This window comes from Streptomyces sp. NPDC005574 (assembly GCF_040605435.1).
Taxonomy (GTDB): Bacteria; Actinomycetota; Actinomycetes; order Streptomycetales; family Streptomycetaceae; genus Streptomyces.
In genome coordinates, this window is the sequence record NZ_JBEXCW010000090.1 from 1 (window position 1) to 22,849 (window position 22,849).

Annotated in this window: 18 protein-coding genes and 3 pseudogenes; 8 read left to right on the top strand and 13 right to left on the bottom strand. The window is 72.3% G+C overall.

Annotated elements, in window-relative coordinates; all coding sequences use genetic code 11:
* Positions 1–849: pseudogene (locus ABZT03_RS34930) on the top strand (hypothetical protein); the annotation flags it as partial.
* A 173-nt stretch (positions 850–1,022) separates the two neighbouring features.
* On the opposite strand, the gene lysS reads toward ABZT03_RS34930, so the two are convergent.
* Positions 1,023–2,816, bottom strand: coding sequence for a lysine--tRNA ligase (gene lysS / locus ABZT03_RS34935; RefSeq protein ID WP_356046956.1), 1,794 nt, complete (start codon positions 2,814–2,816; stop codon positions 1,023–1,025).
* Between the two features lie 146 nt (positions 2,817–2,962).
* Between lysS and argS the strand changes: the two genes are divergently transcribed.
* The gene (argS, locus tag ABZT03_RS34940; protein WP_356046957.1) at positions 2,963–4,729 is read left to right on the top strand and encodes an arginine--tRNA ligase; all 1,767 of its coding nucleotides are present in this window, start codon (positions 2,963–2,965) and stop codon (positions 4,727–4,729) included.
* A gap of 72 nt (positions 4,730–4,801) precedes the next feature.
* A complete protein-coding gene (locus tag ABZT03_RS34945; RefSeq protein WP_356046916.1) occupies positions 4,802–5,662 on the top strand; it encodes a DUF4253 domain-containing protein in 861 nt (286 codons plus the stop codon).
* A gap of 57 nt (positions 5,663–5,719) precedes the next feature.
* On the opposite strand, the gene ABZT03_RS34950 is transcribed toward ABZT03_RS34945, so the two are convergent.
* On the bottom strand, positions 5,720–6,928 hold the full coding sequence (locus tag ABZT03_RS34950) for a PLP-dependent aminotransferase family protein (RefSeq protein WP_356046918.1): 1,209 nt from the start codon (positions 6,926–6,928) through the stop codon (positions 5,720–5,722).
* Between the two features lie 304 nt (positions 6,929–7,232).
* Between ABZT03_RS34950 and ABZT03_RS34955 the strand changes: the two genes are divergently transcribed.
* Complete coding sequence (locus ABZT03_RS34955) at positions 7,233–8,681, top strand: FG-GAP-like repeat-containing protein (RefSeq protein ID WP_356046920.1); 1,449 nt, start codon at positions 7,233–7,235, stop codon at positions 8,679–8,681.
* A 28-nt stretch (positions 8,682–8,709) separates the two neighbouring features.
* Here the strand turns inward: ABZT03_RS34955 and ABZT03_RS34960 are convergent, their stop codons facing one another.
* The 4 genes and pseudogenes from ABZT03_RS34960 to ABZT03_RS34975 form a co-directional block, all read right to left on the bottom strand.
* The gene (locus tag ABZT03_RS34960; protein WP_356046922.1) at positions 8,710–9,612 is read right to left on the bottom strand and encodes an SAM-dependent methyltransferase; all 903 of its coding nucleotides are present in this window, start codon (positions 9,610–9,612) and stop codon (positions 8,710–8,712) included.
* Between the two features lie 245 nt (positions 9,613–9,857).
* Complete coding sequence (locus ABZT03_RS34965; protein WP_356046924.1) at positions 9,858–10,043, bottom strand: hypothetical protein; 186 nt, start codon at positions 10,041–10,043, stop codon at positions 9,858–9,860.
* Between the two features lie 22 nt (positions 10,044–10,065).
* The gene (hemB, locus tag ABZT03_RS34970; protein WP_356046926.1) at positions 10,066–11,064 is read right to left on the bottom strand and encodes a porphobilinogen synthase; all 999 of its coding nucleotides are present in this window, start codon (positions 11,062–11,064) and stop codon (positions 10,066–10,068) included.
* A gap of 296 nt (positions 11,065–11,360) precedes the next feature.
* Positions 11,361–11,561, bottom strand: a pseudogene (locus ABZT03_RS34975) (helix-turn-helix domain-containing protein); the annotation flags it as partial.
* A 55-nt stretch (positions 11,562–11,616) separates the two neighbouring features.
* Between ABZT03_RS34975 and ABZT03_RS34980 the strand changes: the two are divergent.
* A pseudogene (locus ABZT03_RS34980) lies at positions 11,617–11,712 on the top strand (DUF397 domain-containing protein); the annotation flags it as partial.
* A 57-nt stretch (positions 11,713–11,769) separates the two neighbouring features.
* Here ABZT03_RS34980 and ABZT03_RS34985 read toward each other — a convergent pair.
* The 6 genes from ABZT03_RS34985 to ABZT03_RS35010 form a co-directional block, all read right to left on the bottom strand.
* The gene (locus tag ABZT03_RS34985; protein WP_356046928.1) at positions 11,770–11,874 is read right to left on the bottom strand and encodes a type I restriction enzyme endonuclease domain-containing protein; all 105 of its coding nucleotides are present in this window, start codon (positions 11,872–11,874) and stop codon (positions 11,770–11,772) included.
* Between the two features lie 186 nt (positions 11,875–12,060).
* The gene (locus ABZT03_RS34990; protein WP_356046930.1) at positions 12,061–13,758 is read right to left on the bottom strand and encodes a bifunctional uroporphyrinogen-III C-methyltransferase/uroporphyrinogen-III synthase; all 1,698 of its coding nucleotides are present in this window, start codon (positions 13,756–13,758) and stop codon (positions 12,061–12,063) included.
* A complete protein-coding gene (gene hemC / locus ABZT03_RS34995) occupies positions 13,755–14,795 on the bottom strand; it encodes a hydroxymethylbilane synthase (protein ID WP_356046932.1) in 1,041 nt (346 codons plus the stop codon). Before hemC ends, ABZT03_RS34990 begins: the two co-directional genes overlap by 4 nt.
* Entirely contained in the window at positions 14,792–16,519 is a 1,728-nt protein-coding gene (locus tag ABZT03_RS35000; RefSeq protein ID WP_356046933.1) for a glutamyl-tRNA reductase, read from the bottom strand. Before ABZT03_RS35000 ends, hemC begins: the two co-directional genes overlap by 4 nt.
* A complete protein-coding gene (locus ABZT03_RS35005) occupies positions 16,516–17,274 on the bottom strand; it encodes a redox-sensing transcriptional repressor Rex (RefSeq protein ID WP_356046935.1) in 759 nt (252 codons plus the stop codon). The genes ABZT03_RS35000 and ABZT03_RS35005 overlap by 4 nt, the downstream gene beginning before the upstream one ends.
* 340 nt (positions 17,275–17,614) lie before the next feature.
* A complete protein-coding gene (locus tag ABZT03_RS35010) occupies positions 17,615–17,905 on the bottom strand; it encodes a glutaredoxin family protein (RefSeq protein WP_356046937.1) in 291 nt (96 codons plus the stop codon).
* 151 nt (positions 17,906–18,056) lie between these two features.
* Here ABZT03_RS35010 and ABZT03_RS35015 point away from each other — a divergent pair, with 151 nt between their 5' ends.
* The 3 genes from ABZT03_RS35015 to ABZT03_RS35025 all read left to right on the top strand — a co-directional run bounded on the left by ABZT03_RS35015 (position 18,057) and on the right by ABZT03_RS35025 (position 21,680).
* Positions 18,057–18,983, top strand: coding sequence for an HAD-IB family hydrolase (locus ABZT03_RS35015; RefSeq protein WP_356046939.1), 927 nt, complete (start codon positions 18,057–18,059; stop codon positions 18,981–18,983).
* 457 nt (positions 18,984–19,440) lie between these two features.
* Positions 19,441–20,211 carry an ECF subfamily RNA polymerase sigma factor, BldN family gene (locus tag ABZT03_RS35020; protein WP_356046941.1) on the top strand — a complete coding sequence of 257 codons (771 nt, stop codon included), beginning with the start codon at positions 19,441–19,443 and terminating at the stop codon, positions 20,209–20,211.
* Between the two features lie 233 nt (positions 20,212–20,444).
* Positions 20,445–21,680, top strand: a complete 1,236-nt coding sequence (locus ABZT03_RS35025; protein WP_356046942.1) for a DUF5667 domain-containing protein — start codon at positions 20,445–20,447, stop codon at positions 21,678–21,680.
* A gap of 90 nt (positions 21,681–21,770) precedes the next feature.
* On the opposite strand, the gene ABZT03_RS35030 is transcribed toward ABZT03_RS35025, so the two are convergent.
* Positions 21,771–22,844: a lysophospholipid acyltransferase family protein gene (locus ABZT03_RS35030; protein WP_356046944.1), complete on the bottom strand. Its 1,074-nt coding sequence runs from the start codon at positions 22,842–22,844 to the stop codon at positions 21,771–21,773.
* Positions 22,845–22,849: the final 5 nt, after the last annotated feature.

Sequence of the window (22,849 nt, forward strand, 5' to 3'; positions counted from 1 at the left end):
CGCTCCTACGAGCAGGTCATCAAGCTGGAGCAGGAACGTCTCGTCTACCAGGCGCGGCTGCGCTCCCGCTTCGGCCGGGCCTGGCGGCGCAAGGCTCCGGTGGAGTCCCTGATGCCGCTGCGCCTGGCGCGCTACGGCGTCCCGCTGGCGGAGACCTCGCCCTCCGGGCTCGCGGCAGCCGGCATCGAACCGGCGCTGCTGCCCCCGGCGCCGCGGCCGGAGGTCACGGTGGGCGGCCGGGGTGAGGAGACCGCGTCCGCGGCCCAGCCCGCGGCGGCGCCCGGTGAGCAGCGCCTCGAACTCGCCGGCACGCCCGGCTCCGAGCGCGCGGACTCCGCACCGCGGCAGCCCGCGCGGGCGCCCGAGCCGGAGCAGAGCCCGTGGTTCAACACCCCGCCCCCGCAGGAGACGGTCTACGAGGGCGGCTACGACCCGACGTACGACCCGGAGCAGTACGCGCAGTGGTACGACGAGCAGCAGCAGGCCGAGCAGTACGGCCCGTACGGGCAGTTCGAGCAGTACGACCGGTACCGGGAGCCGGCCGGCGAGGCCGAGCCGGTGCGGGAGTCCGCGTCGGAGGAGACCGGGACCTTCCCCATCCCGTCGGGCCCCAACCGGACCCGTCAGCTCGGTGAGGGCGGCGGCACCCCGCCCGTCGAGCCGGACGAGGAGTCGTACTACCAGGTGTTCCGCCAGTCGATAGACGGCAGCTACCCCACGCCCCGCGTCCTCGGCGACAACATCGAGGCGACCTACGGGACGGCGCTGAGCCCCAGCGCGCTGAAGAACCTCGCCGAGCGCTTCCAGCAGCGCCACACGGCGGAGATGGAAGAGGACCACATCGCCTGAGCCGACAGCGGCAGCGGCAGCGGGCCGCAGGCGGCGGGCGGCAGGCGGCAGGCGGCAGGCGGCAGGCGGCACATGACGTCCGACCCATGACGAGAGGCCCTCGTACGGTTCCGTGGTTCCGGTTCCGTACGAGGGCCTCTCGCGTGCGCGGCCGGGAGCGACCCGGCCCGGGGTCACTCCCCCAGCAGGGTCCGCACCCGCTCCTGCCCCACCGCGAGCAGCAGCGTGGGCAGCCGGGGGCCGGTGTCACGGCCCACCAGCAGGTGGTAGAGCAGCGCGAAGAACGTCCGCTGGGCCGTCTTGATCTCCGGCGGCAGCTCCTTCGGCGTGGCGTCGGCCGAGAAACCCGCCTGGACCTTGGGCACTCCGTAGACGAGGTGGCTGAGCCCGTCGAGCGACCAGTGGTCCGCCAGTCCGTCGAGCAGCAGGCGCAGCGACTGCCGGGACGGCTCGTCGAGCGACTTCAGCAGCTCCGCGTCGGGCTCGGCACGGACGATGGTGCGCTGGTCGGCGGGGACCTGGGTGTTGATCCACGCCTCGGCCCGGTCGTAGCGCGGCCGGGCCTCGTCGAGGGAGCCGAGCGGGTGCTGCGGGTCGAGGTCGCTGAGGATGCGCAGCGCCTGGTCCTGGTGCCCGGCGGTGATGTCGGCGACGGACGCCAGTGTGCGGTACGGCAGCGGCCGCGGCGTGCGCGGCAGCTCACCGCCGGCGGTGCCGACCGCGCGGGAGTACGCGGCGACGTCGGCCGGGAGCGCGGACCCTCCCCCGGAGCCGACAGCCTGGGAGGTGCCCCCAGCGACCTTCGCCTCCAGCTTGTCCCACTCGTCGTACAGGCGCTGGATCTCCTGGTCGAAGGCGATCTTGAACGACTGGTTGGGCCGGCGCCGGGCGTACAGCCAGCGCAGGAGCTGCGGTTCCATGATCTTGAGCGCGTCGGCGGCGGTCGGCACCCCGCCCTTGGACGAGGACATCTTGGCCATGCCGCTGATGCCCACGAACGCGTACATGGGCCCGATGGGCTGCTTGCCGCCGAAGATCCCGACGATCTGCCCGCCGACCTGGAAGCTGGAGCCCGGGGAGGAGTGGTCGACGCCGCTCGGCTCGAACACCACGCCCTCGTAGGCCCAGCGCATCGGCCAGTCGACCTTCCACACCAGCTTGCCGCGGTTGAACTCGTTCAGCCGGACGGTCTCGGAGAAGCCGCAGGCCGTGCAGGCGTACGTCAGCTCGGTCGAGTCGTCGTCGTAGGCGGTGACGGTGGTGAGGTCCTTCTCGCAGTTGCCGCAGTACGGCTTGTACGGGAAGTAGCCGGCGGAGCCGGAGCTGCCGTCGTCCTCACCGGCCGCGCCGGAGCCCTCGGCGGCCTCCAGCTCGGCCTCGTCGGCCGGCTTCTGCTGCTTCTTCGCCGGGGCCTTCTTCGTGCGGTACTGGTCCAGGATCGCGTCGATCTCGCCGCGGTGCCGGATGGCGTGCAGGATCTGCTCGCGGTAGGCCCCGGAGGTGTACTGCTCGGTCTGGCTGATGCCGTCGAACTCGACGCCCAGCTCGGCCAGCGACTCGACCATGGCGGCCTTGAAGTGCTCGGCCCAGTTGGGGTGCGGTGACCCCGCGGGGGCGGGCACCGAGGTCAGCGGCTTGCCGATGTGCTCGGCCCACGAGTCGTCGATCCCCTCGATACCGGCCGGCACCTTGCGGTAGCGGTCGTAGTCGTCCCAGGAGATGAGGTGCCGGACCTGGTGGCCGCGGCGCCTGATCTCGTCGGCGACGAGGTGCGGGGTCATGACCTCGCGGAGGTTGCCCAGGTGGATGGGGCCGGACGGCGAGAGCCCGGACGCGACGACGATCACCGGTGCGGCGGCACCAGGGTGTTTCGCGCCCGAAGCCCGACGCTCCGACTCCTCGATGACCTCGTCCGCGAAACGGGAGACCCAGTCGGTGGTCTCGGTGCTCTGAGCCACGATCGGCACGTCCTTCTTTCTCATACGCCAGTACGGCTGACCGGACCATTCTCCCAGCTCGGGCCGGAAGAGCGAAAACGGCTTTTCACCGCATGGGATACTGGGTTTCCTGTACTCAGCACCTCCCGGAACCCGAGCAGAACGGCACCCATTCCATGGCCTCGGTCACGTCCCTCAGCGACTCCGTCCAGCAGCGCCTCGCGGCGGCTCTCTCGGCAGCCCTGCCGGAGGCCGGCTCCGCCGACCCGCTGCTGCGACGTAGCGACCGGGCCGACTTCCAGGCCAACGGCATCCTCGCGCTCGCCAAGAAGGCGAAGGCCAACCCGCGCGAGCTCGCGGCCCAGGTGGTCGCCCGGGTCGAGTCGGGTGACGTGATCAAGGACATCGAGGTCTCCGGACCCGGCTTCCTGAACATCACGCTCAGCGACAAGGCGATCGTCGAGAACCTCGCCGCCCGCTACGCGGACCCGGCCCGCCTCGGCGTGCCCCTCGCCCAGCACCCGGGCACCACGGTCATCGACTACGCCCAGCCGAACGTGGCGAAGGAGATGCACGTCGGCCACCTGCGCTCCGCGGTGATCGGCGACGCGGTGGTCCAGCTGCTGGAGTTCACCGGTGAGAGCGTGGTGCGGCGCCACCACATCGGCGACTGGGGCACCCAGTTCGGCATGCTCATCCAGTTCCTCGACGAGCACCCGCACGAGCTGGACCACAAGGACACCCGGGTCTCCGGCGAGGAGGCCATGTCGAACCTCGACCGCCTCTACAAGTCGGCGCGCAAACTCTTCGACTCCGACGAGGAGTTCAAGACGCGGGCCCGCCGCCGGGTGGTCGACCTCCAGGCCGGCGACCCGCACACGCTCGCTGTCTGGCAGAAGTTCGTCGACGAGTCGAAGATCTACTTCTTCTCCGTCTTCGACAAGCTCGACATGGAGATCCGGGACGCGGACATCGTCGGCGAGTCCGGCTACAACGACATGCTCGCGGAGACCTGCCGCCTGCTGGAGGACTCCGGCGTCGCGGTCCGTTCCGAGGGCGCCCTCTGCGTCTTCTTCGACGACGTCAAGGGCCCGGACGGCAACCCGGTCCCGCTGATCGTGCAGAAGTCGGACGGCGGCTACGGCTACGCGGCCACCGACCTGTCGGCGATCCGGGACCGGGTGTTCGGCCTGAAGGCGAACACGCTGGTCTACGTCGTCGACGCGCGCCAGTCACTGCACTTCAAGATGGTCTTCGAGACCGCGCGCCGGGCCGGCTGGCTGGGTGAGGACGTGAAGGCCCACCAGCTCGCCTTCGGCACGGTCCTCGGCAAGGACGGCAAGCCGTTCAAGACCCGTGAGGGCGAGACGGTCAAGCTGGTCGACCTCCTCGACGAGGCGGTGGAGCGGGCGACCGCCGTCGTGCGGGAGAAGGACGTCCAGCAGCAGCTGTCCGAGGAGGAGATCGCCGAGCGCGGCACCCAGGTGGGCGTCGGCGCGGTGAAGTACGCCGACCTGTCGACCTCGGCCAACCGCGACTACAAGTTCGACCTGGACCAGATGGTCTCGCTGAACGGCGACACCAGCGTGTACCTCCAGTACGCCTACGCCCGTATCCAGTCGATCCTGCGCAAGGCCGGGGAGGTGCGCCCCGCGGCCCACCCGGAGCTCGAACTGGCCGAGGCGGAGCGGGCGCTGGGCCTGCACGCGGACGCCTTCGCGGAGACCGTCGCGGACGCGGCCGCGGAGTACGCCCCGCACAAACTGGCCGCCTACCTCTACCAGTTGGCCTCGCTGTTCACCACGTTCTACGACAAGTGCCCGGTGCTGAAGGCCGAGACGCCCGAGCAGGTGGAGAACCGCCTGTTCCTGTCCGACGTGACGGCCCGCACGCTCCACCGGGGCATGGCCCTGCTCGGCATCAGGACGCCCGAGCGCCTCTGAGGCCCGACCGCTGCGACCGGCCGTGGGGGCCGCGCCGTCCCATTGTCAGTGGCGGCCCCTACAGTCACCGGCATGGCCACACTTCCCAACCCGCTGCCCTCGCTGGCGGCCGACCCGAGCGGCCGCTCCCTCGGGCTGCGACTCCCGCTCGGCACACTGACCGACGCGACCGACGAAGGCCCCTGGCACGAACCGCTGTTGTGGTACGCCGGGCAGCCCGCGTCCAGCGGCAACTGGGCGGCGCTCGGCACCCCGGCCGCCCGGGCCGGTCTGCTCCCGGTCCTCATCGACGTCGGCGGCCTCCAGGGCGGCCCGGAGGACTGGGAGTTGATGCCGGGCGACACCTCGTACCCCGGGGACCACGACGCCGAGGAGGTCCTCGCGGAGTACTGGCAGGACAACGCGGAGGACGAACTCGCCCCCGACGACACGGACGCCGGTGCCGGCGCCCACGACCGCGCGCCCGTTCTCGCCCCCTTCGGCCCCTACTGGCCCGGACTCGCCCCGGCCGCCGCCCGCTTCACCGCCGACCCCGACACCCGGGCCGCCCAGGTCGCCGACTCGCTGACCGGCGGGCCGCGTTCCTGGCTCAAGGAGCCGCGCCTCGCACTGGTGCCGGCCCGCCGCTCCGCCGACATCCCCGCGGCCATCGGCTGGAGCGGCCCGCTGAACTACGAGGACGACGTGGCGAGGCTGTGCGCGGTGCTGCGCTCCTGGGAGGACCGCTTCGGGATACGGGTCGTCGCGCTCGGCTTCGACACCCTGGTGGTGTCCGTGGCCGCCCCGCCCGCCACCCAGGAAGAGGCCGAGGCGGTGGCGGCGGAGCACTTCGCGTTCTGCCCGGACACGGTCCTGCAGGACGGACCGGACACCCTGCGGGCCTACGCCGGGGACCTCGTCGGCGAGCACACCTGGTCCTTCTGGTGGGACTGACCCCGGTGTCCTGAGCAGCGCCGTCCGGGACTCGACCCGGCTGCCCGCGGGCCGGGTTCAGTCCCGCAGGCCCCGCCGCAGCCTGCGCAGCCCCTCCGCGATCTCCTTCGGCGTCTGCGTCACGAAGCACAGCCGCAGCGTCGCGCGATCGGGCTCGCCGGCGTAGAAGGGTGCGCCGGGGACGTACGCCACCTCCTGCCGCACCACCCGCGGGAGCAGGGCTGTGGTGTCGTAGGACCCGGGCAGCCGGGCCCACAGGAACATGCCGCCCTCGGGACGGTCCCAGGCCGAGCCCTCGGGGAGCGCGTCGGCCAGTCCGGCGAGCATGGCGTCGCGGCGCTCGCGGTACACGCCGGCCACCCGGGCGACGTGCGCGTCCAGGTCGCGGTCCGCCAAGTACCGTGCCGCGGCCAGCTGGTTGAGGGTCGGGGTGTGCAGATCGGCGGCCTGCTTGGCGACCACGCAGGCCCGGCGCAGTTCGGCCGGCGCCCGCAGCCAGCCCAGCCGCAGCCCCGGGGCCATCACCTTGGAGAAGGAGCCGAGCAGCACGACCCGGTCGCCGGCCTCCTCGTGGGCGGCGATCCACGGCACCCGGCCGCCCTCGAAACGAAGCTCGCCGTACGGGTCGTCCTCGATGATCCACAGGCCCCGGCGGGCCGCGACGGCGGCGACGGCCGCCCGGCGCCGGGCGGGCATGGTGCGGCCGGTCGGGTTCTGGAAGGTGGGGACGGTGTAGAAGAGCTTGGGCCGCTCACGCACCACGAGCTCCTCCAGCGCCTGCGGGTCGACGCCGTCGGCGTCCCCCGGCACGGGCACGACGCGCGCGCCCGCGAGGCCGAAGGCCTGGAGGGCGGCCAGGTAGCAGGGGCTCTCGACGAGGACCGTGTCCCCGGGCTCCAGCAGCGCGGTGGCCAGCAGGGACAGCGCCTGCTGCGAGCCGGTGGTGACGAGGATGTCGTCGGCGGCGGTGGGCAGTCCGCGTGCGGAGGCGCGCTCCGCCAGCGCGGTACGCAGGGCGGGCTCGCCCTCCGTGGTGGAGTACTGCAGCGCCCGTTCGGGCGCCTCGGCGAGGACCGCGGCGTACGCGGCCGCGATCCCCTCGGCGTCGAACAGCTCCGGCGCCGGGAGCCCGCCCGCGAAATTGATGACCTCGGGGCGGGCGGTGACGGCCAGGATGTCCCGTACGGGCGAGCCGCCGATCGACCGGGTCCGGGCAGCCAGGGGCGGCAGCGGGGCGTGGACGGGCGCGGGCTCGGTGGCGGTCATGACCGGCTCCTTCGGCTGCGGGGACTCGCGTGCCCGCAGCCTAGGGAAGTACCTGCCGCCTACAACCAGGTTTCCGCGATGCGGACCGGCGGAGGGCGGGCGGCGGGCCCGGCGGCGGATTTCGCATGCGACCGGTGCGCCCGGTCCGACCAGCCAGGTCCGCTCGTACAACCATGCGGCCGAGTCGACGGTCTCTGGAGGCAGGGGGGACGTGCCCGACACCTGTGAGCAGCGCCGTGCGCGTTCGGGGGATGCGCGGTGTCACGGCCCCCGGCCCGTCTTCCCACCCAGCACAGGAGACCGCGTGACCGATCGAGTACGTCGTACCACTGTGGCCATCGCGGTCGCGATGACCGTCGCGGCCGTCGTCACGCCCACCGGGCCGTCAGGCACCGCTGCGGCGACGAGCGGAGCCGCGGTGCTCCAGGACGACTTCGACGGGGACGGCTACCGCGACGTCGTGGCCGGCGCGCCGAGCAGGTCGGTCGACGGGAAGGTCGGCGCAGGTGCGGTCACGGTCTCGTACGGGGCGACGTCATCGGCCCTGAAGACGGCACGCAGGCAGACCCTCACCCAGAACTCGTCCGGTGTCCCGGGCTCCGCCGAGGTATCCGACTGGTTCGGCGACTCCGTGACCAGCGCCGACCTCGACGGGGACGGCTACGCGGACCTGGTCGTCGGGTCGCCCGGGGAGAATGTGGGCTCCGCCCCCGACTCGGGCACCCTGACGGTGCTGTGGGGAGGCCCGCACGGCCTGTCCGGAGGCTCCACGATCAAGGGCACGGAGGTGTCCGGGGAACTCGGCAGAGCCCTGACGACCGGCGACTTCGACGGGGACGGCAACCAGGACGTCGCCACCGACACCACGATGTTCTACGGCCCCTTCACCCGTACCGGGTCCCCGGTACGGGAGGCGGCGCTGGATCTGGGTCCGTACGACGGCCGGGACGACGTCGGCTGGTCCGACGTCCGGCTCGCGTCGGGTGACACGGACGGGGACGGCATCAGCGACCTGGTGGCCGCCGCCACGTCCTCTCCCGGGGAGAACGAGGAGGAGCCCGGACGCCGACTCCTCCAGTACTTCGCGGGTACGAAGGACGGCCTGTCGACGGCCGTCACCCTCACTGACGGCGGCACCCCCTTGGACGGGGGCTCGGATGTCGCCCTGGGCGACCTGGACAACGACGGGTACGACGAGATCGTGGTCGGCGACGTGGCGAACTCGACGTCCTACGACCGGGGCGGGGTGATCGCCGTTCTCAGCGGCTCCGCCGCCGGGCCGAAGACCACCGGACCACGCGCCGTCGACCAGGACACCCCGGGCGTTCCGGGCACCGCCGAGGAGGGCGACGGCTTCGGGGACGCCGTCTCGGTGGGCGACATCGACCGCGACGGCTACGCCGATGTCGCGATCGGCGTCCCCGAGGAGCGCGTGGGTACGACGTCGCGGGCGGGCAGCGTGGTCGTCCTCAGGGGCGGTGCCCACGGACTGACGTCGACCGGCGCGCGCCTCTTCACGCAGAACACCTCCGGCGTGCCCGGCACGGTGGAGTCCGACGACCTCTTCGGCCGTGCCCTCGACGTCGTGGACGCCACCGGCGACGGCAGGGCGGAACTGGTCATCGGCGGCCCCGGTGAGAACGGTGGTGGCGGCGGGGCCTGGGTGCTGCGCGGCGCCACCGGCGGTACGACCGCCACCGGTTCGTTCGCCTACGGCACCGGCACGCGGATCGGATCGGTCTTCGGCCGCTGAGAGGGGAAGCGACCTCCCGGACGGCCTCTCAGGCCTTCTCCCCCACCGCCGCGTACACGTTGATGTCGGCGTCCGTGACGTCGTTGATGTCCCGGTAGCGGACCTTCTCGATGTCGTCGAGGGTCGCGAGGTAGGCGGCCTCCGGCTGCTCCGGCACGGGCGCCGCGTGGTCGGGCCGCCAGTGGTGCGCCGGGACGACACCGGGCGCGGCGATCTCCAGCCCGCTGCCGGTGAGGAAGCGCTCCACCTCCGCCCTGGACCGCAGCACGAAGGTGAACCCCCGCTCGGTGTAGGTGCGTTGGACCGCACGCACGTTCTCCGCGTTGAGGTCCTCGGTGAGGTGGCTGAGGACGACCCGGCTGCCGGCGGGCAGTACCTCCACGAGGTCGCGCACGATCGGGTACGCCTCCTCGTCCTCGACGAAGTGCAGGAGCGCGACCAGGCACAGCGCGATCGGCCGGTCGAAGTCCAGTGTCTTCGCGGCCTGTTCGAGGATCTGCGCCGGGTTCCTGAAGTCGGCGTCGATGTAGTCGGTGCGGCCGTCGGGCCCGCTGGTGAGCAGGGCACGCGCGTGGGCGAGGACGACCGGGTCGTTGTCGACGTACACCACCCGGGTGTCGGGGGCGATCCGCTGGGCGATCTGGTGGACGTTGTCCGCGGTCGGCAGGCCGGTGCCGATGTCGAGGAACTGGTGGATGCCGTCCTCGCCCGCCAGGGTGGTGACGGCCCGGCGCAGGAAGTCGCGGTTGTGGCGTACGTCGAGATAGCCGCGCGGGTTGGCGGCGAGCGCGGCGGCGGCCGCCGCGCGGTCCACGGGGTAGTTGTCCTTGCCGCCGAGGAAGACGTCGTAGACGCGGGCCGGGTGCGCCCGTGTGGTGTCGATCCTCCTGCTCAGCTCGGCGGGGTCTTGACTGAGGGCGTCACCGGACACGGGCGTCTCCCGATCAGGGCTCGACAGGCGGGTCAACAACCTAACCCGCGGCGGGACTTGATGGTGCCCGGCGTTCCGCTTCGCCGCCCGCACTCCCGCCGGGCGTCCCGCGCCGACGCCGCGGGACGGGAACGTCCCCGCAGGTCAGCGACCGTCCCGCGGAACCGGCGTCCCGGATTCCGCGGCGACCGTGGCGTGCGGGAGGGATCACCGCGCAGGCTGGGCTGCGTACCCGCCCCCACCGTTCACGAAGAGGCCGTACGACCATGTCCGCGCAGCCCGCCCGCACCCGCCTCAGGCTCCTCGCCGCCGGCCTCCTCGCGCTCACCGCGCTCGCCCTGACGGGCTGCGAGGACGGACAGGGCGTACGGGACGAGGGGCCGGCCGCGGTGGGGCGACCGGCCGGCCGCCCCGGCGGCCCGGACGGTCACGCGGTACCGCTGGAGCGGGGGTCTAACGAGCGGCCAGGTTCTGGGCCACCTCGGTGGCCCAGTAGGTGAGGATGTTGCGGGCGCCCGCCCGCTTGATGCCGGTCAGCGACTCCATGATCGCCCGGTCGCGGTCGATCCAGCCCCGCTCGGCGGCGGCCTCGATCATCGCGTACTCGCCGGAGATCTGGTACGCGGCCACCGGCACGTCGACGGTGTCCGCGACCCGCGCCAGGATGTCGAGGTAGGGCCCGGCCGGCTTGACCATCACCATGTCGGCGCCCTCCGCCAGGTCCAGGGCCAGCTCCCGCATCGACTCCCGCTGGTTGGCGGGGTCCTGCTGGTAGGTCTTGCGGTCGCCCCTGAGGGAGGAGGCGACGGCCTCGCGGAACGGGCCGTAGAACGCGGACGCGTACTTCACGGTGTAGGCGAGGATCGCCACGTCCTCGCGCCCGATCTGGTCGAGCGCGTCGCGGACGACGCCGATCTGTCCGTCCATCATCCCGCTGGGGCCCACGACATGGGCGCCCGCGTCGGCCTGGACCTGGGCCATCTCGGCGTACCGTTCGAGCGTGGCGTCGTTGTCGACGCGCCCTTCGGCGTCCAGCACCCCGCAGTGCCCGTGGTCGGTCGTCTCGTCGAGGCACAGGTCGGACATGACGAGCAGGTCGTCCCCGACCTCGGCCCGCACGTCGCGGAGGGCGACCTGGAGGATGCCGTCCGGGTCGGTGCCCGGCGTCCCCAGGGCGTCCTTCTTCGACTCCTCCGGCACGCCGAACAGCATGATCCCGGAGATCCCGGCCTCGACGGCCTCCACGGCCGCCTTCCGCAGGCTGTCCCGGGTGTGCTGCACGACCCCGGGCATGGTCGCGATCGGCACGGGTTCGGCCACGCCCTCCCGCACGAAGGCGGGAAGGATGAAGTCCGCGGGGTGCAGCCGGGTCTCGGCCACCATGCGCCGCATGACGGGAGTGGTCCGCAGCCGCCGCGGCCGCGTGCCGGGAAAGGATCCGTACGTCGTCATACCACCTACGCTACGCCCGCCCCGACACCACCTTTGCCGACGCGACGTCGGCCCCAAACGCCGCCCGCCTCGACGAGGCGCAGGCCCTGGAAGCCGCGGGAGCGGGCCGGGCGCTACGGCTACGGCTACGGCTACGGCTACGGCTACGGCTACGGCTACGGCTACGGCTACGGCTACGAGGAAGCGTCCGCCCGTGTCGGCCGGGCGGCCTCAGACGGTGCGGACGGGCTCGGGAGCCACCGCCTCCGGGCCCGGCACTCGCGGCAGCACTTCTCCGTCGCGGACAAGCGGAAGACGCGCTCACGCACCCGCTCCAGATAGCCGTGCGCCTCCAACTCCCGCAGTCCGAACGAGATGCGGTCCCGCCCTTCGGGGAAGCGGTCGGCGAGGCTGCGGATGTCGACCCGGGCGCCCTGCGGCAGCGACAGGATGTGGGTGGCCAGCCCGATCGCGGTGAGCGACAGCGCCCGGTGCTGGGCGAGGTGGTTGCCGATGATCGTGTAGTGGCTCGGCTGGTACGCACGTACGTGGGTGACACCGGAGGGGGTGGCACTCCGTGTCCGCGACTCCAAGCGCCCCCAGGGCCCCCGCCTCACCGTCGCCCCCGCCGCGTGGGCGACCTTCCTGCCGTACGCGTCCGAGCACTGACGCCACAACTGGCCGGGATCCCGCCCCGTCACCCCGGACAGGAGCCCGGCCGGACGTTCAGGCGAGGCTCGCCGCCATTTCCTCCGCCTGCTTCAGGACGCGTTCGATCGCCGCGGGCTGCTTGTCCGGCGGGTACCCGTACTTGCGCGGCAGGCGGAGCACCCGGCCATGATCTTGTCCCGGGCCCGCGCAGCGTCCTCTCACCGCTCATGCGCACAGCAACGCCCCGCCACCCGAAAAGGCGGCGGGGCGCACAGCGCGTCCAAGGTCGGCGGCCGCGCTCCCCCGGCCGGCACACACTCGGCCGGCGGAGCGCCCCGCGGCTCACTTCCCAGGTCCCGCGGTCCCTCAGGTCGTCGAGCGACGACGCCGCGCACCCGGCCTGCGCTCACTCGGACGCGTCACCGCGTCGCCCGCCTCCCGGGCCGCGGCTCTGCGGCGCAGACCGAAGTCGGCCAGCGCCTGCGCCAGTTTGAGCACGGACGGCTCGGGCGCCATGACGTCGACCCGGAGCCCGTGCTCCTCCGCGGTCTTCGCCGTGGCCGGGCCGATGCACGCGATCACGGTCACGTTGTGCGGCTTGCCGGCGATGCCCACCAGGTTGCGCACGGTGGAGGACGACGTGAACAGCACGGCGTCGAACCCGCCGCCCTTGATCGCCTCCCGGGTCTCGGCCGGCGGCGGCGAGGCCCGCACGGTCCGGTAGGCCGTGACGTCGTCGACCTCCCAGCCCAGCTCGATGAGCCCGGCGACGAGCGTCTCGGTCGCGATGTCGGCGCGCGGCAGGAACACCCGGTCGATCGGGTCGAAGACCGGGTCGTAGGGCGGCCAGTCCTCCAGCAGTCCGGCGGCCGACTGCTCACCGCTGGGCACCAGGTCGGGCTTCACGCCGAAGGCGATCAGCGCCTTCGCCGTCTGCTCGCCCACCGCGGCCACCTTGATGCCGGCGAACGCGCGGGCGTCGAGCCCGTACTCCTCGAACTTCTCCCGGACGGCCTTGACGGCGTTGACCGACGTGAAGGCGATCCACTCGTACCGTCCGGTGACCAGCCCCTTCACCGCCCGCTCCATCTGCTGGGGCGTGCGCGGCGGTTCGACGGCGATGGTCGGCACCTCGTGCGGCACCGCGCCGTAGGAACGCAACTGGTCGGAGAGCGAGACCGACTGCTCCTTCGTCCGCGGTACGAGGACCTTCCAGCCGAACAGCGGCTTGGACTCGAACCAGGAGAGCTGCTCACGCTGAGCCGCGGCGGACCGCTCACCGACCACGGCTATCACCGGTCGGCCGCCCTCCGGGGACGGCAGCACCTTGGCCTGCTTCAGCGTCTGGGCGATCGTGCCGAGCGTCGCGGTCCACGTCCGCTGCCGGGTGGTGGTGCCGGCGATCGTGACGGTCATCGGCGTGTCCGGCTTGCGCCCCGCCGACACCAGTTCGCCGGCGGCCGCGGCCACGGAGTCGAGCGTCGTGGAGACGACGACCGTGCCGTCCGACGCCCCGACCTCGGTCCAGCAGCGGTCCGAAGCCGTCCGCGCGTCGACGAACCGTACGTCCGCGCCCTGCGCGTCACGCAGCGGCACACCCGCGTAGGCGGGCACACCGACGGCCGAGGCGACACCGGGCACGACCTCGAAGGGCACACCCGCGGCGGCGCAGGCGAGCATTTCCTCGGCGGCGTACGTATCAAGTCCGGGGTCCCCGGACACCGCGCGCACGACCCGCCTGCCGCCCCGCGCGGCCTGCATGACAAGATGTGCCGCATCCCGCACAGCGGGTACCCCGACGGTTGTTGACGTGCTGTCAACCACCGTGAGCTGGGGTGTGCCCGGTGGCGGGTCAGCGAGGCTCGTGTCCGTGTTCACCTCGGACACACCCGGCTTGGCATGCAAACGTACGACGTCGAGCACCTCGTGCTCGGCGACGAGAACGTCCGCGTTCGCCAGCGCCTCCACGGCGCGGAGAGTAAGTAGTCCCGGATCCCCGGGTCCGGCACCGAGGAAGGTGACGTGCCCGTGTTCCGGACCGGCGGGAAGAGTGGTGGGGCTCACTGTGTTCGCTCCCCCATCAGACCGGCCGCGCCCTGGGCCAGCATCTCGGCCGCGAGTTCACGGCCGAGCGCCATTGCCTGGTCGTACGTCCCGGGCACGGGACCGGTGGTGGACAACTGCACCATGCGCGAGCCGTCGGTCGTGCCGACGACGCCCCGCAGGCGCAATTCCTTGACAATCTGCCCGTCGTCCTGGGGGGTCCCCCAGGACCGGGTGAAGCCGTGAACCGGGGGCAGGTCGGCCAGCGCGCCCACAGGGGCGCTGCAGCCGGCCTCCAGGGCGGCGAGCAGGGACCGTTCGGCGGTCACGGCGGCCCGGGTGAACGGGTCGTCGAGCTCGCCGAGCGCGGCGATCAGGTCCGCGTTGTCCGCGGCACACTCGATCGCGAGTGCCCCCTGGCCGGGGGCGGGCAGAATCGTGTCGACCGACAGGAAGTCGGTCACCTCGTCGGCCCGGCCCATCCGGTTCAGTCCGGCGGCGGCCAGGACGACGGCGTCCAGCTCACCGTCCCTGACGTACCGGATCCGGGTGTCGACGTTGCCGCGGACGGGCACGGTCTCGATGTCGAGGCCGTGGCCGCGCGCGTACGCGTTGAGCTGCGCCGTGCGGCGCGGCGAACCGGTGCCTATGCGGGCCCCGGGCGGGAGGTCGGTGAACTTCAGGGCGTCCCGGGCGACGAGCACGTCACGCGGGTCCTCGCGCACCGGTACGGCGGCCAGGACCAGGTCCGCGGGCTGCGTGGTCGGCAGGTCCTTCAGCGAGTGAACCGCGAAGTCGACCTCACCGCCGAGCAGCGCGTCCCGCAGGGCCGTGACGAACACGCCCGTGCCGCCGATCTGCGCGAGATGCTCGCGGGAGACGTCGCCGTACGTGGTGATCTCGACGAGCTCGACGGCCCGTCCGGTCACCTTCCGCACGGCGTCCGCCACCAGCCCGGACTGGGCCATGGCGAGTTTGCTCCGCCTGGTCCCGAGCCTCAGTGCCCGTTGTTCGTCTGGCCGCCCACGGGCGGGCGCTCCGGCCGGTGCCTCAGTCATGCTGGCCCTCGGTTCTTGCTGTTCTTCTCGGGCTTGTCGATGCCGTCCTCGGCGCGTGAGACGGCGGCCACCGTCTCGGGGTCGAGGTCGAACAGGGTGCGCAGCGCGTCCGCGTACCCGGCGCCGCCGGGTTCGGCCGCGAGCTGCTTGACCCGTACGGTCGGCGCGTGCAGCAGCTTGTCCACCACGCGCCGTACGGTCTGGGTGATCTCGCCGCGCTGCCTGTCGTCCAGGCCGGGCAGCCGGCCGTCGAGCCGGGCGATCTCGTTCGCCACGACATCGGCCGCCATGGTGCGCAGCGCGACGACGGTGGGGGTGATGTGCGCGGCCCGCTGGGCCGCCCCGAAGGCCGCGACCTCGTCGGAGACGATACGGCGCACCTCGTCGACGTCGGCCGCCATCGGCGCGTCCGCGGAGGCTTCCGCGAGTGACTCGATGTCGACCAGCCGGACGCCGGCCAGCCGGTGCGCGGCCGCGTCGACGTCCCGCGGCATGGCCAGGTCGAGCAGGAACAGGACCGGCTCGGGCCGGGGTGCCGCGGCGGCCGGTTCGGGCCTGCGCCGCTCGGGGATGCGGCCGGCGGTGGCCGCGGTCGCGGCGAGCGCGGTGATCAGTTCGGCGTCGGCCTCGGGACGGCGGGCACTGTCCCGGCGGTCGACGGTGCCGCCCACCACCCAGGCCGCGTGCTGCTCCAGCTGGGCCGCGTCCATCCCGGCCACGGCGGCCTCCCCGGCCACCGAGAACCCGGTCGCGCCCTGCACCGCCGACAGGTCGAGCGGGCAGCCCTCCTCGGTCCCGACGGAGGTGGGCGGCAGGTCGTGCGCGGGGTGCGCGCCCACGGCGTCCCCGGGAGCCGGGCGTCCGGACACGGCACCGGCGGGCAGCCGGCCCCCGACCGCGGCGGCGACGTCCTCGGCGCTCAGCACGAGTCCGGTCGCCCCCGTACAGGAGACGGCGACGTCGGCACGTGTCAGCTCGGCCGGCACCGCGTCCATCGGTACCGCGCGGGCCGGCACGTCCGTGTCGTCGCCCTCGGTGAGGATCCGCACGAGCCGCTCGGCCCGGTCCTGGGTGCGGTTGGCGATGACGATCTCGGCCACCCCGGCACGCGCGAGCGTGGCGGCGGCCAGCGAGGACATCGAGCCCGCGCCGATCACCAGCGCGCGCTTGCCCTCGGCCCACCGGGTCACCGGCGTGCCGGCGGACAGCTGCTCCAGGCCGAAGGTGACCAGGGACTGCCCGGCGCGGTCGATGCCGGTCTCGGAGTGGGCGCGCTTGCCGACCCGCAGCGCCTGCTGGAACAGGTCGTTCAGCAGGCGGCCGGCGGTGTGCAGGTCCTGCGCCCGGGCGAGGGCGTCCTTGATCTGGCCGAGGACCTGGCCCTCGCCGACGACCATGGAGTCCAGCCCGCACGCCACCGAGAACAGGTGGTGGACGGCCCGGTCCTCGTAGTGCACGTAAAGATAAGGAGTGAGCTCCTCCAGGCCGACGCCGCTGTGCTGGGCGAGCAGCGTAGACAGCTCGGCGACACCCGCGTGGAACTTGTCCACGTCGGCGTACAGCTCGATGCGGTTGCAGGTGGCGAGGACGGCGGCCTCGGCGGCCGGCTCGGCGGCGACGGCGTCCTGCAGCAGCTTGGTCTGGGCGTCCGCGGACAGCGTGACCCGTTCCAGGACGCTGACCGGGGCGCTGCGGTGGCTCAGCCCGACGACGAGGAGACTCATGCCGGCATCACGGCGGGTACGTCCCCGTCGGGTCCCTTGTCGGTGGACTCCTCGCGGGGGGCGGCGACCGGGGCGGCGGCCGCGGCGGCTTCCTCGCCGGCCTTGCGCTGCTCGTGGAAGGCGAGGATCTGAAGCTCGATGGAGAGGTCGACCTTGCGGACGTCGACGCCGTCCGGGACGGTCAGGACGGTCGGCGCGAAGTTCAGGATGGAGCTGACCCCGGCCGCGACGAGCCGGTCGCAGACCGGCTGGGCGGCGCCGGCGGGGGTCGCGATCACGCCGATCGACACCCCGTTGTCCTTGATGATCTTCTCGAGCTCGTCCGAGTGCTGGACCGGGATACCGGCGACGGGCTTCCCGGCCATCGCGGGATCGGCGTCGATGAGGGCGGCGACCCGGAACCCGCGGGAGGCGAAACCGCCGTAGTTGGCGAGCGCGGCACCGAGGTTTCCGATACCGACGATCACCACGGGCCAGTCCTGGGTGAGGCCCAGTTCGCGGGAGATCTGGTAGACGAGGTACTCGACGTCGTACCCCACGCCCCGGGTCCCGTAGGAGCCGAGGTAGGAGAAGTCCTTGCGCAGCTTCGCGGAGTTGACCCCCGCGGCGGCCGCGAGCTCCTCGGAGGAGACCGTGGGCACCGAGCGCTCCGACAGTGCGGTCAGCGCACGGAGGTACAGCGGAAGACGGGCGACGGTGGCCTCGGGAATCCCTCGGCTACGGGTCGCCGGTCGGTGAGTTCGGCCAGTTGCCACGGTGCTCCTGCGGGTAGAGCGGGGCTGCAGGCGGTCACACGTTCCCGGACCGCCCCGTCGAAAGCAGGCTATGTCTTTGTGAACGCGTGCACAAAGATGGTGTCCGATTTGCCCGGGCAACGTGACCGGGGTCACGCGCCCCCGGCGCGCGAGTACGGAACCGGCGCGCCCGCGCCGTCGTTCCTCTTCTCCTGGGGGCAAAACCGACACTCTCCTCAACGATCCACGCCCCCGAGACTCCGTCACCATCGATCCTAAGCGACTTCACGGATTAGTTGGACTGTCCGGTCAGTACCGCTCAGCGGTTCACCGGGGCTCGGACGGCGCTCGGAGACGGAGTTCAGTCGGCGGTCAGTGCCCTGCGCAGTCGCGCCTCGTCCACGCGCCAGAAGGTGTGCTGTTCGCCGTCGACGAGTACCACGGGAATCTGTTCCCAGTACTCCCGGTGCAGCTCGGCGTCCTCACTGATGTCCTTGCCCTCCCAGGGCACCCCCAGGTCGGCGCAGACCTTCTCGATCACGGCCTGCGCGTCGTCGCACAGATGGCAGCCCGGCTTGCGGATCAGCGTGACGAGCCGGTCCTCGGGAGCGCGGGCGGCCTTACGGCGGAAGATGGGACTCATGCCCGCCATTCTCGCGCCGGAACGCGCCCGGGCAACACGCCCGGTGGATCCGCCTCCCGTACGGGGCGGAGCGCTTCTTTAACGGCGCGGTCGCGGAGTGTTCACAGCCTCCAAACCTCGCGACTCCGGAACTTCCGAACAGACTGGCTATGCTCACGCCATGGCCGCTCTTGGATGGCTCACCCCCCGTAGGCGCTCCGCCACGGCGCGGAGCGTGTTGGCAGGCGAGGCTTCGGCCGAGGCCGCGCGCAAGTCGTCGCAGGAGGTGGAGGACGCTTCCGCGGCAGCCGCGGAACCGGTCTTCCCGGTCCTCGGCGACGACCGGGCCGCCGCCTTCTTCGACCTCGACAACACCGTCATGCAGGGCGCCGCGCTGTTCCACTTCGGCCGCGGCCTGTACAAGCGGAAGTTCTTCGAGACCCGCGACCTCGCCAAGTTCGCCTGGCAGCAGGCGTGGTTCCGGCTGGCCGGGGTCGAGGACCCCGAACACATGCAGGAGGCCCGCGACTCGGCCCTGTCGATCGTCAAGGGCCACCGCGTCGCCGAGCTGCAGTCCATCGGCGAGGAGATCTACGACGAGTACATGGCCGAGCGCATCTGGCCGGGCACCCGCGCGCTGGCCCAGGCGCACCTGGACGCCGGACAGAAGGTCTGGCTGGTGACGGCGGCCCCCGTGGAGATCGCCACGGTGATCGCCCGGCGGCTCGGCCTGACCGGCGCCCTCGGCACGGTCGCGGAGTCGGTGGGCGGGGTCTACACGGGCAAGCTGGTCGGCGAACCGCTGCACGGCCCGGCGAAGGCGGAGGCGGTCCGCGCCCTGGCGTCCGCCGAGGGCCTGGACCTCGGCCGCTGCGCCGCGTACAGCGACTCCCACAACGACATCCCGATGCTGTCGCTGGTGGGACATCCCTACGCCATCAACCCGGACTCCAAGCTGCGCAAGCACGCCCGCCGGCTGGAGTGGCGACTGCGCGACTACCGCACCGGCCGCAAGGCGGCCAAGGTCGGCATCCCGGCGGCGGCCGGCGTCGGCGCGGTGGCCGGCGGCACGGCGGCGGCGATCGCCCTGCACCGCCGCCGCCGCTGACGCCGGCCCACCCCCCGGCCCCGAGCCCGCACCGAGCGGCCCCCGCTTCCGAAGCCCCGCGCGCGATGGGAGCCCCGCGCGCCGGGAGAGCCCCGCACGTCTCGTGGACGCCGTGATCGATCCGGCCGCTCCCGCGGTGTCGCGCGCCAAACCCGGCCAATCCACGGGTCCTTCCCCGACAGGCCGCTGTCCAGTCATGTTGGCTGCACACGGCCACAACACGCCCCGGACCATGACGGAACGTGACTCGTTCCGATCAACAAATGGTCACTCTGCGGTGCTTGATCGGGCATCAATCGGTTACAGAAGCGACGTAATCGATGATTTGAGCAACTGGGTGTAGCAGCGCCTGCACTAAGCGTTATTCTCCTCAGACGCACACCGGTACCTATCCGTCGCTACGACGGGTGAACGGTCCCGCACTGCACGTGATGGAAGCTCTGCCTCTGGGAGTCCCGTGTACCCACACGTCGGGGTTGACGCCTCGGGCCTGGCTACGCTGCGCGCAACGGTCCAAGACCTGTTGCGCGGCTTCGTCCCCACCGCGTACGCCGTCCCCACCCTCGCCGTAGCCACCGAGCCGGTCGGCCCGTGCTACGCACTTGCCGAAGGCGCCGCCGTCGGCAGACGAGGGCGCTCTACCGGCGCCGCCACCGCCCGCCGTCCCGCCGCGGACAGCGACAGCGCCCGCATGATGGACCTGGTCGAACGCGCCCAAGCGGGCGAGTCCGACGCTTTCGGGCGCCTCTACGACCAGTACAGCGACACCGTGTACCGGTACATCTACTACCGCGTGGGGGGCAAGGCCACCGCCGAGGACCTCACGAGCGAGACGTTCCTGCGGGCCCTGCGCAGGATCGGCACCTTCACCTGGCAGGGCCGCGACTTCGGCGCGTGGCTGGTCACCATCGCCCGCAACCTGGTCGCCGACCACTTCAAGTCGAGCCGCTTCCGGCTGGAGGTGACGACCGGCGAGATGCTCGACGCCAACGAGGTCGAGCGCTCGCCCGAGGACTCCGTCCTGGAGTCCCTCTCCAACGCCGCCCTCCTCGAAGCCGTACGGCGGCTCAACCCGCAGCAGCAGGAGTGCGTGACGCTCCGTTTCCTCCAGGGACTCTCCGTGGCGGAGACCGCCCGGGTGATGGGCAAGAACGAGGGCGCCATCAAAACCCTCCAGTACCGGGCCGTGCGCACCCTCGCCCGGCTCCTCCCGGACGACGTCCGCTGACAGGCAACACTCGGTAACACTCAACTCGCTTACGGTGAAAGTCCGTTGACTCCCCCATCCGATCATCCGTCGTCCGTAACCCAAGTGCCGCGCCACTCGTTGTGCGGGATGCAGGCTCCCTGTGGTCACCCCCTGGCCGAGTTCGATCACTCGATCGAACATGTTCGGTCGGGGTGTGCAACCCTCAGGACCCCCTGGGGAGTCGACCGTCATGACGAGAGGAGGTGCCGCCAGTGATCGCGAACGTATCGGCGCACCGGCGGGCGAACGCCTTCGCCCAGGCCCTGGAGGAATCCGACCGGGGCCCGGCGGCCGAGCAGTCCGAAGGACCGGCACCGTCCCCGGCTGCTGCGGAACAGACCGAGCGGGGCCGCATGCTGGCCTTCGCGCAGGGTCTCGGCGAGTTGCCCAAACCTGAGCTGGACCCCGAGGTCAAGGTCGTCCAGCGGGCTCAGCTGGTGGCCATGTTCGAGGCCATGATGCTGGAGGGCACCGCCGCGGGCGAGGCCGCGGACCTGTCCGTGCCCGGACAGCGCTCCCGTGAGCGGGGTGCGCACCGGGCGTCCCCGCTGGGCAGACTGCGACCACGCTCACGCCTGACCAAGGGTCTGGCCGCGGGCGGGCTCAGCGTCGGGGTCGCCGCGAGCGCCTTCGGCGGGGTCGCCGCCGCCAGCTCGGACGCCCTGCCGGGCGACTCGCTGTACGGCCTCAAGCGCGGCATCGAGGACTTCAAGCTCACCTACCTGTCCGACGGGGACGACGAGCGCGGACAGGCCTACCTCGACCAGGCCTCCACCCGCCTCAGCGAGGCCCGCCGGCTGATCGAGCGAGACCGCGGCGGCCCCCTCGACCACGAGTCCCTGGGCGAGATCCGCCGCACCCTCTCCGGCATGCAGTACGACGCCGCCGAGGGCCACCGGCTGCTGCACGAGGCGTACCGGCGCGACCCGGACTCGCTGAGCCCCATGCAGGCCCTCTCCGCCTTCACCCAGTCGCACCGGGACGCCTGGGGAGCCCTGCGGGACCGGCTCCCCGTGCAGCTCGGCGACGTGAGCCGGCAGGTGTCGTCGGTGTTCGACGCCATAGACCAAGAGGTCGCCCCGCTGCGGTCCGTGCTTCCGCAGCCGCCGTCCCGCGGCGGCGGCACCGGTCAGCGCAAGGGCTCCGGCCCACCGTCCGCCGGTTCCTCGGGCACCCAGCGGTCCACGACGCCCAGCTCCGGCAGCGGCCCCTCCGACCAGGGACGCACGGGCAGTGGCGCCTCCACCCCGAGCGACTCGGCGGGCACGGCCACCGACGGCGCCGGACTGATCGGCGGCGACACCGGCGGCCTGCTCGACCCGCCGCAGGACACCGGCACCGCGTCCCCGTCCGGCAGCACCCCGTCGGGCGAGCCCGACGTCACCCTGCCACCGCTCCTCCCGGGCCTGCTGCCCGGCCTGGGTATCGACGGCGAGGACGCGGACTGACAGCCCGGTTCGTACGGCGGCGGGGGCGCCCCTCGAGAGAGGGGCGCCCCCGCCGTCGTACGCAAAGAGAGCGTCCGGCTGCCCGGTGACTCAGAAGAACACCGACCGGCGCTGCACCAGCAGCTTGTACAGGGTGTGCTGGATCTGTTCCCTGACCTGGTCGGTGAGGTTGAACATCAGCATCGGGTCCTCGGCCGCCTCCGGCGGGTAGCCGTCCGTCGGGATCGGCTCGCCGAACTGGATGGTCCACTTCGTCGGCAGCGGGATCGCCCCGAGCGGGCCCAGCCACGGGAAGGTCGGCGTGAGCGGGAAGTACGGGAAGCCCAGCACCCGGGCCAGCGTCTTGGCGTTGCCGATCATCGGGTAGATCTCCTCGGCCCCGACGATCGAGCAGGGGATGATCGGCGTGCCGTGGCGCAGCGCGGTGGAGACGAAGCCGCCCCGGCCGAACCGCTGGAGCTTGTACCGCTCGTTGAAGGGCTTGCCGATGCCCTTGAAGCCCTCCGGCATGACCCCGACCAGTTCGCCCTGGCCGAGCAGCCGTTCCGCGTCCTGAGCGCAGGCCAGGGTGTGACCCAGCTTGCGGGCCAGCTCGTTGACCACGGGCAGCATGAACACCAGATCCGCCGCGAGCAGGCGCAGATGCCGCCCCGCCGGATGGTTGTCGTGCACGGCGACCTGCATCATCAGGCCGTCCAGCGGCAGCGTGCCGGAGTGGTTGGCGACGATCAGGGCGCCGCCGTCGGACGGGATGTTCTCGATGCCCTTCACCTCGACCCGGAAGTACTTCTCGTACAGCGGGCGGAGCAGGGACATCAGGACCTGGTCGGTCAACTCCTCGTCGTAGCCGAAGTCGTCGACCTCGTAGTCACCGGTGAGGCGGCGGCGCAGGAAGGCGAGACCGCCGGCCACCCGCCGCTCCAGCGCGCCCGGCCCGTCGGCGGGCTCGCCGGCGGACTGCGGCTGCCGGGGCGGCTGTTCCTCACGGGTCACAGGAACATCATCTACCGCGGCCGTCGCGATGGGCAGGGGCTGGACCTCGTGCATCACCGCGGGTTCCGTGCTCTTGCGCCGGCTTCCCGTGCTCCGGCGCCGCTGCGGCCGCTGCGCGGCGCTCCCGCGGGACCGGTCGTCGTCGAACGGAATGACCTTGGCATCCGCCATCGTTG

Bases quoted from the DNA above. Each gene is read 5' to 3' on its own strand.
- ABZT03_RS34945 (WP_356046916.1), top strand. From the start codon at position 4,802: ATGGCCACACTTCCCAACCCGCTGCCCTCGCTGGCGGCCGACCCGAGC.
- ABZT03_RS35015 (WP_356046939.1), top strand. From the start codon at position 18,057: ATGGCCGCTCTTGGATGGCTCACCCCCCGTAGGCGCTCCGCCACGGCG.
- ABZT03_RS35000 (WP_356046933.1), bottom strand. From the start codon at position 16,519: ATGAGTCTCCTCGTCGTCGGGCTGAGCCACCGCAGCGCCCCGGTCAGC.
- argS (WP_356046957.1), top strand. From the start codon at position 2,963: ATGGCCTCGGTCACGTCCCTCAGCGACTCCGTCCAGCAGCGCCTCGCG.
- ABZT03_RS35030 (WP_356046944.1), bottom strand. From the start codon at position 22,844: ATGGCGGATGCCAAGGTCATTCCGTTCGACGACGACCGGTCCCGCGGG.
- hemB (WP_356046926.1), bottom strand. From the start codon at position 11,064: ATGACGACGTACGGATCCTTTCCCGGCACGCGGCCGCGGCGGCTGCGG.
- ABZT03_RS34950 (WP_356046918.1), bottom strand. From the start codon at position 6,928: ATGACCGCCACCGAGCCCGCGCCCGTCCACGCCCCGCTGCCGCCCCTG.
- hemC (WP_356046932.1), bottom strand. From the start codon at position 14,795: ATGACTGAGGCACCGGCCGGAGCGCCCGCCCGTGGGCGGCCAGACGAA.
- ABZT03_RS35010 (WP_356046937.1), bottom strand. From the start codon at position 17,905: ATGGCGGGCATGAGTCCCATCTTCCGCCGTAAGGCCGCCCGCGCTCCC.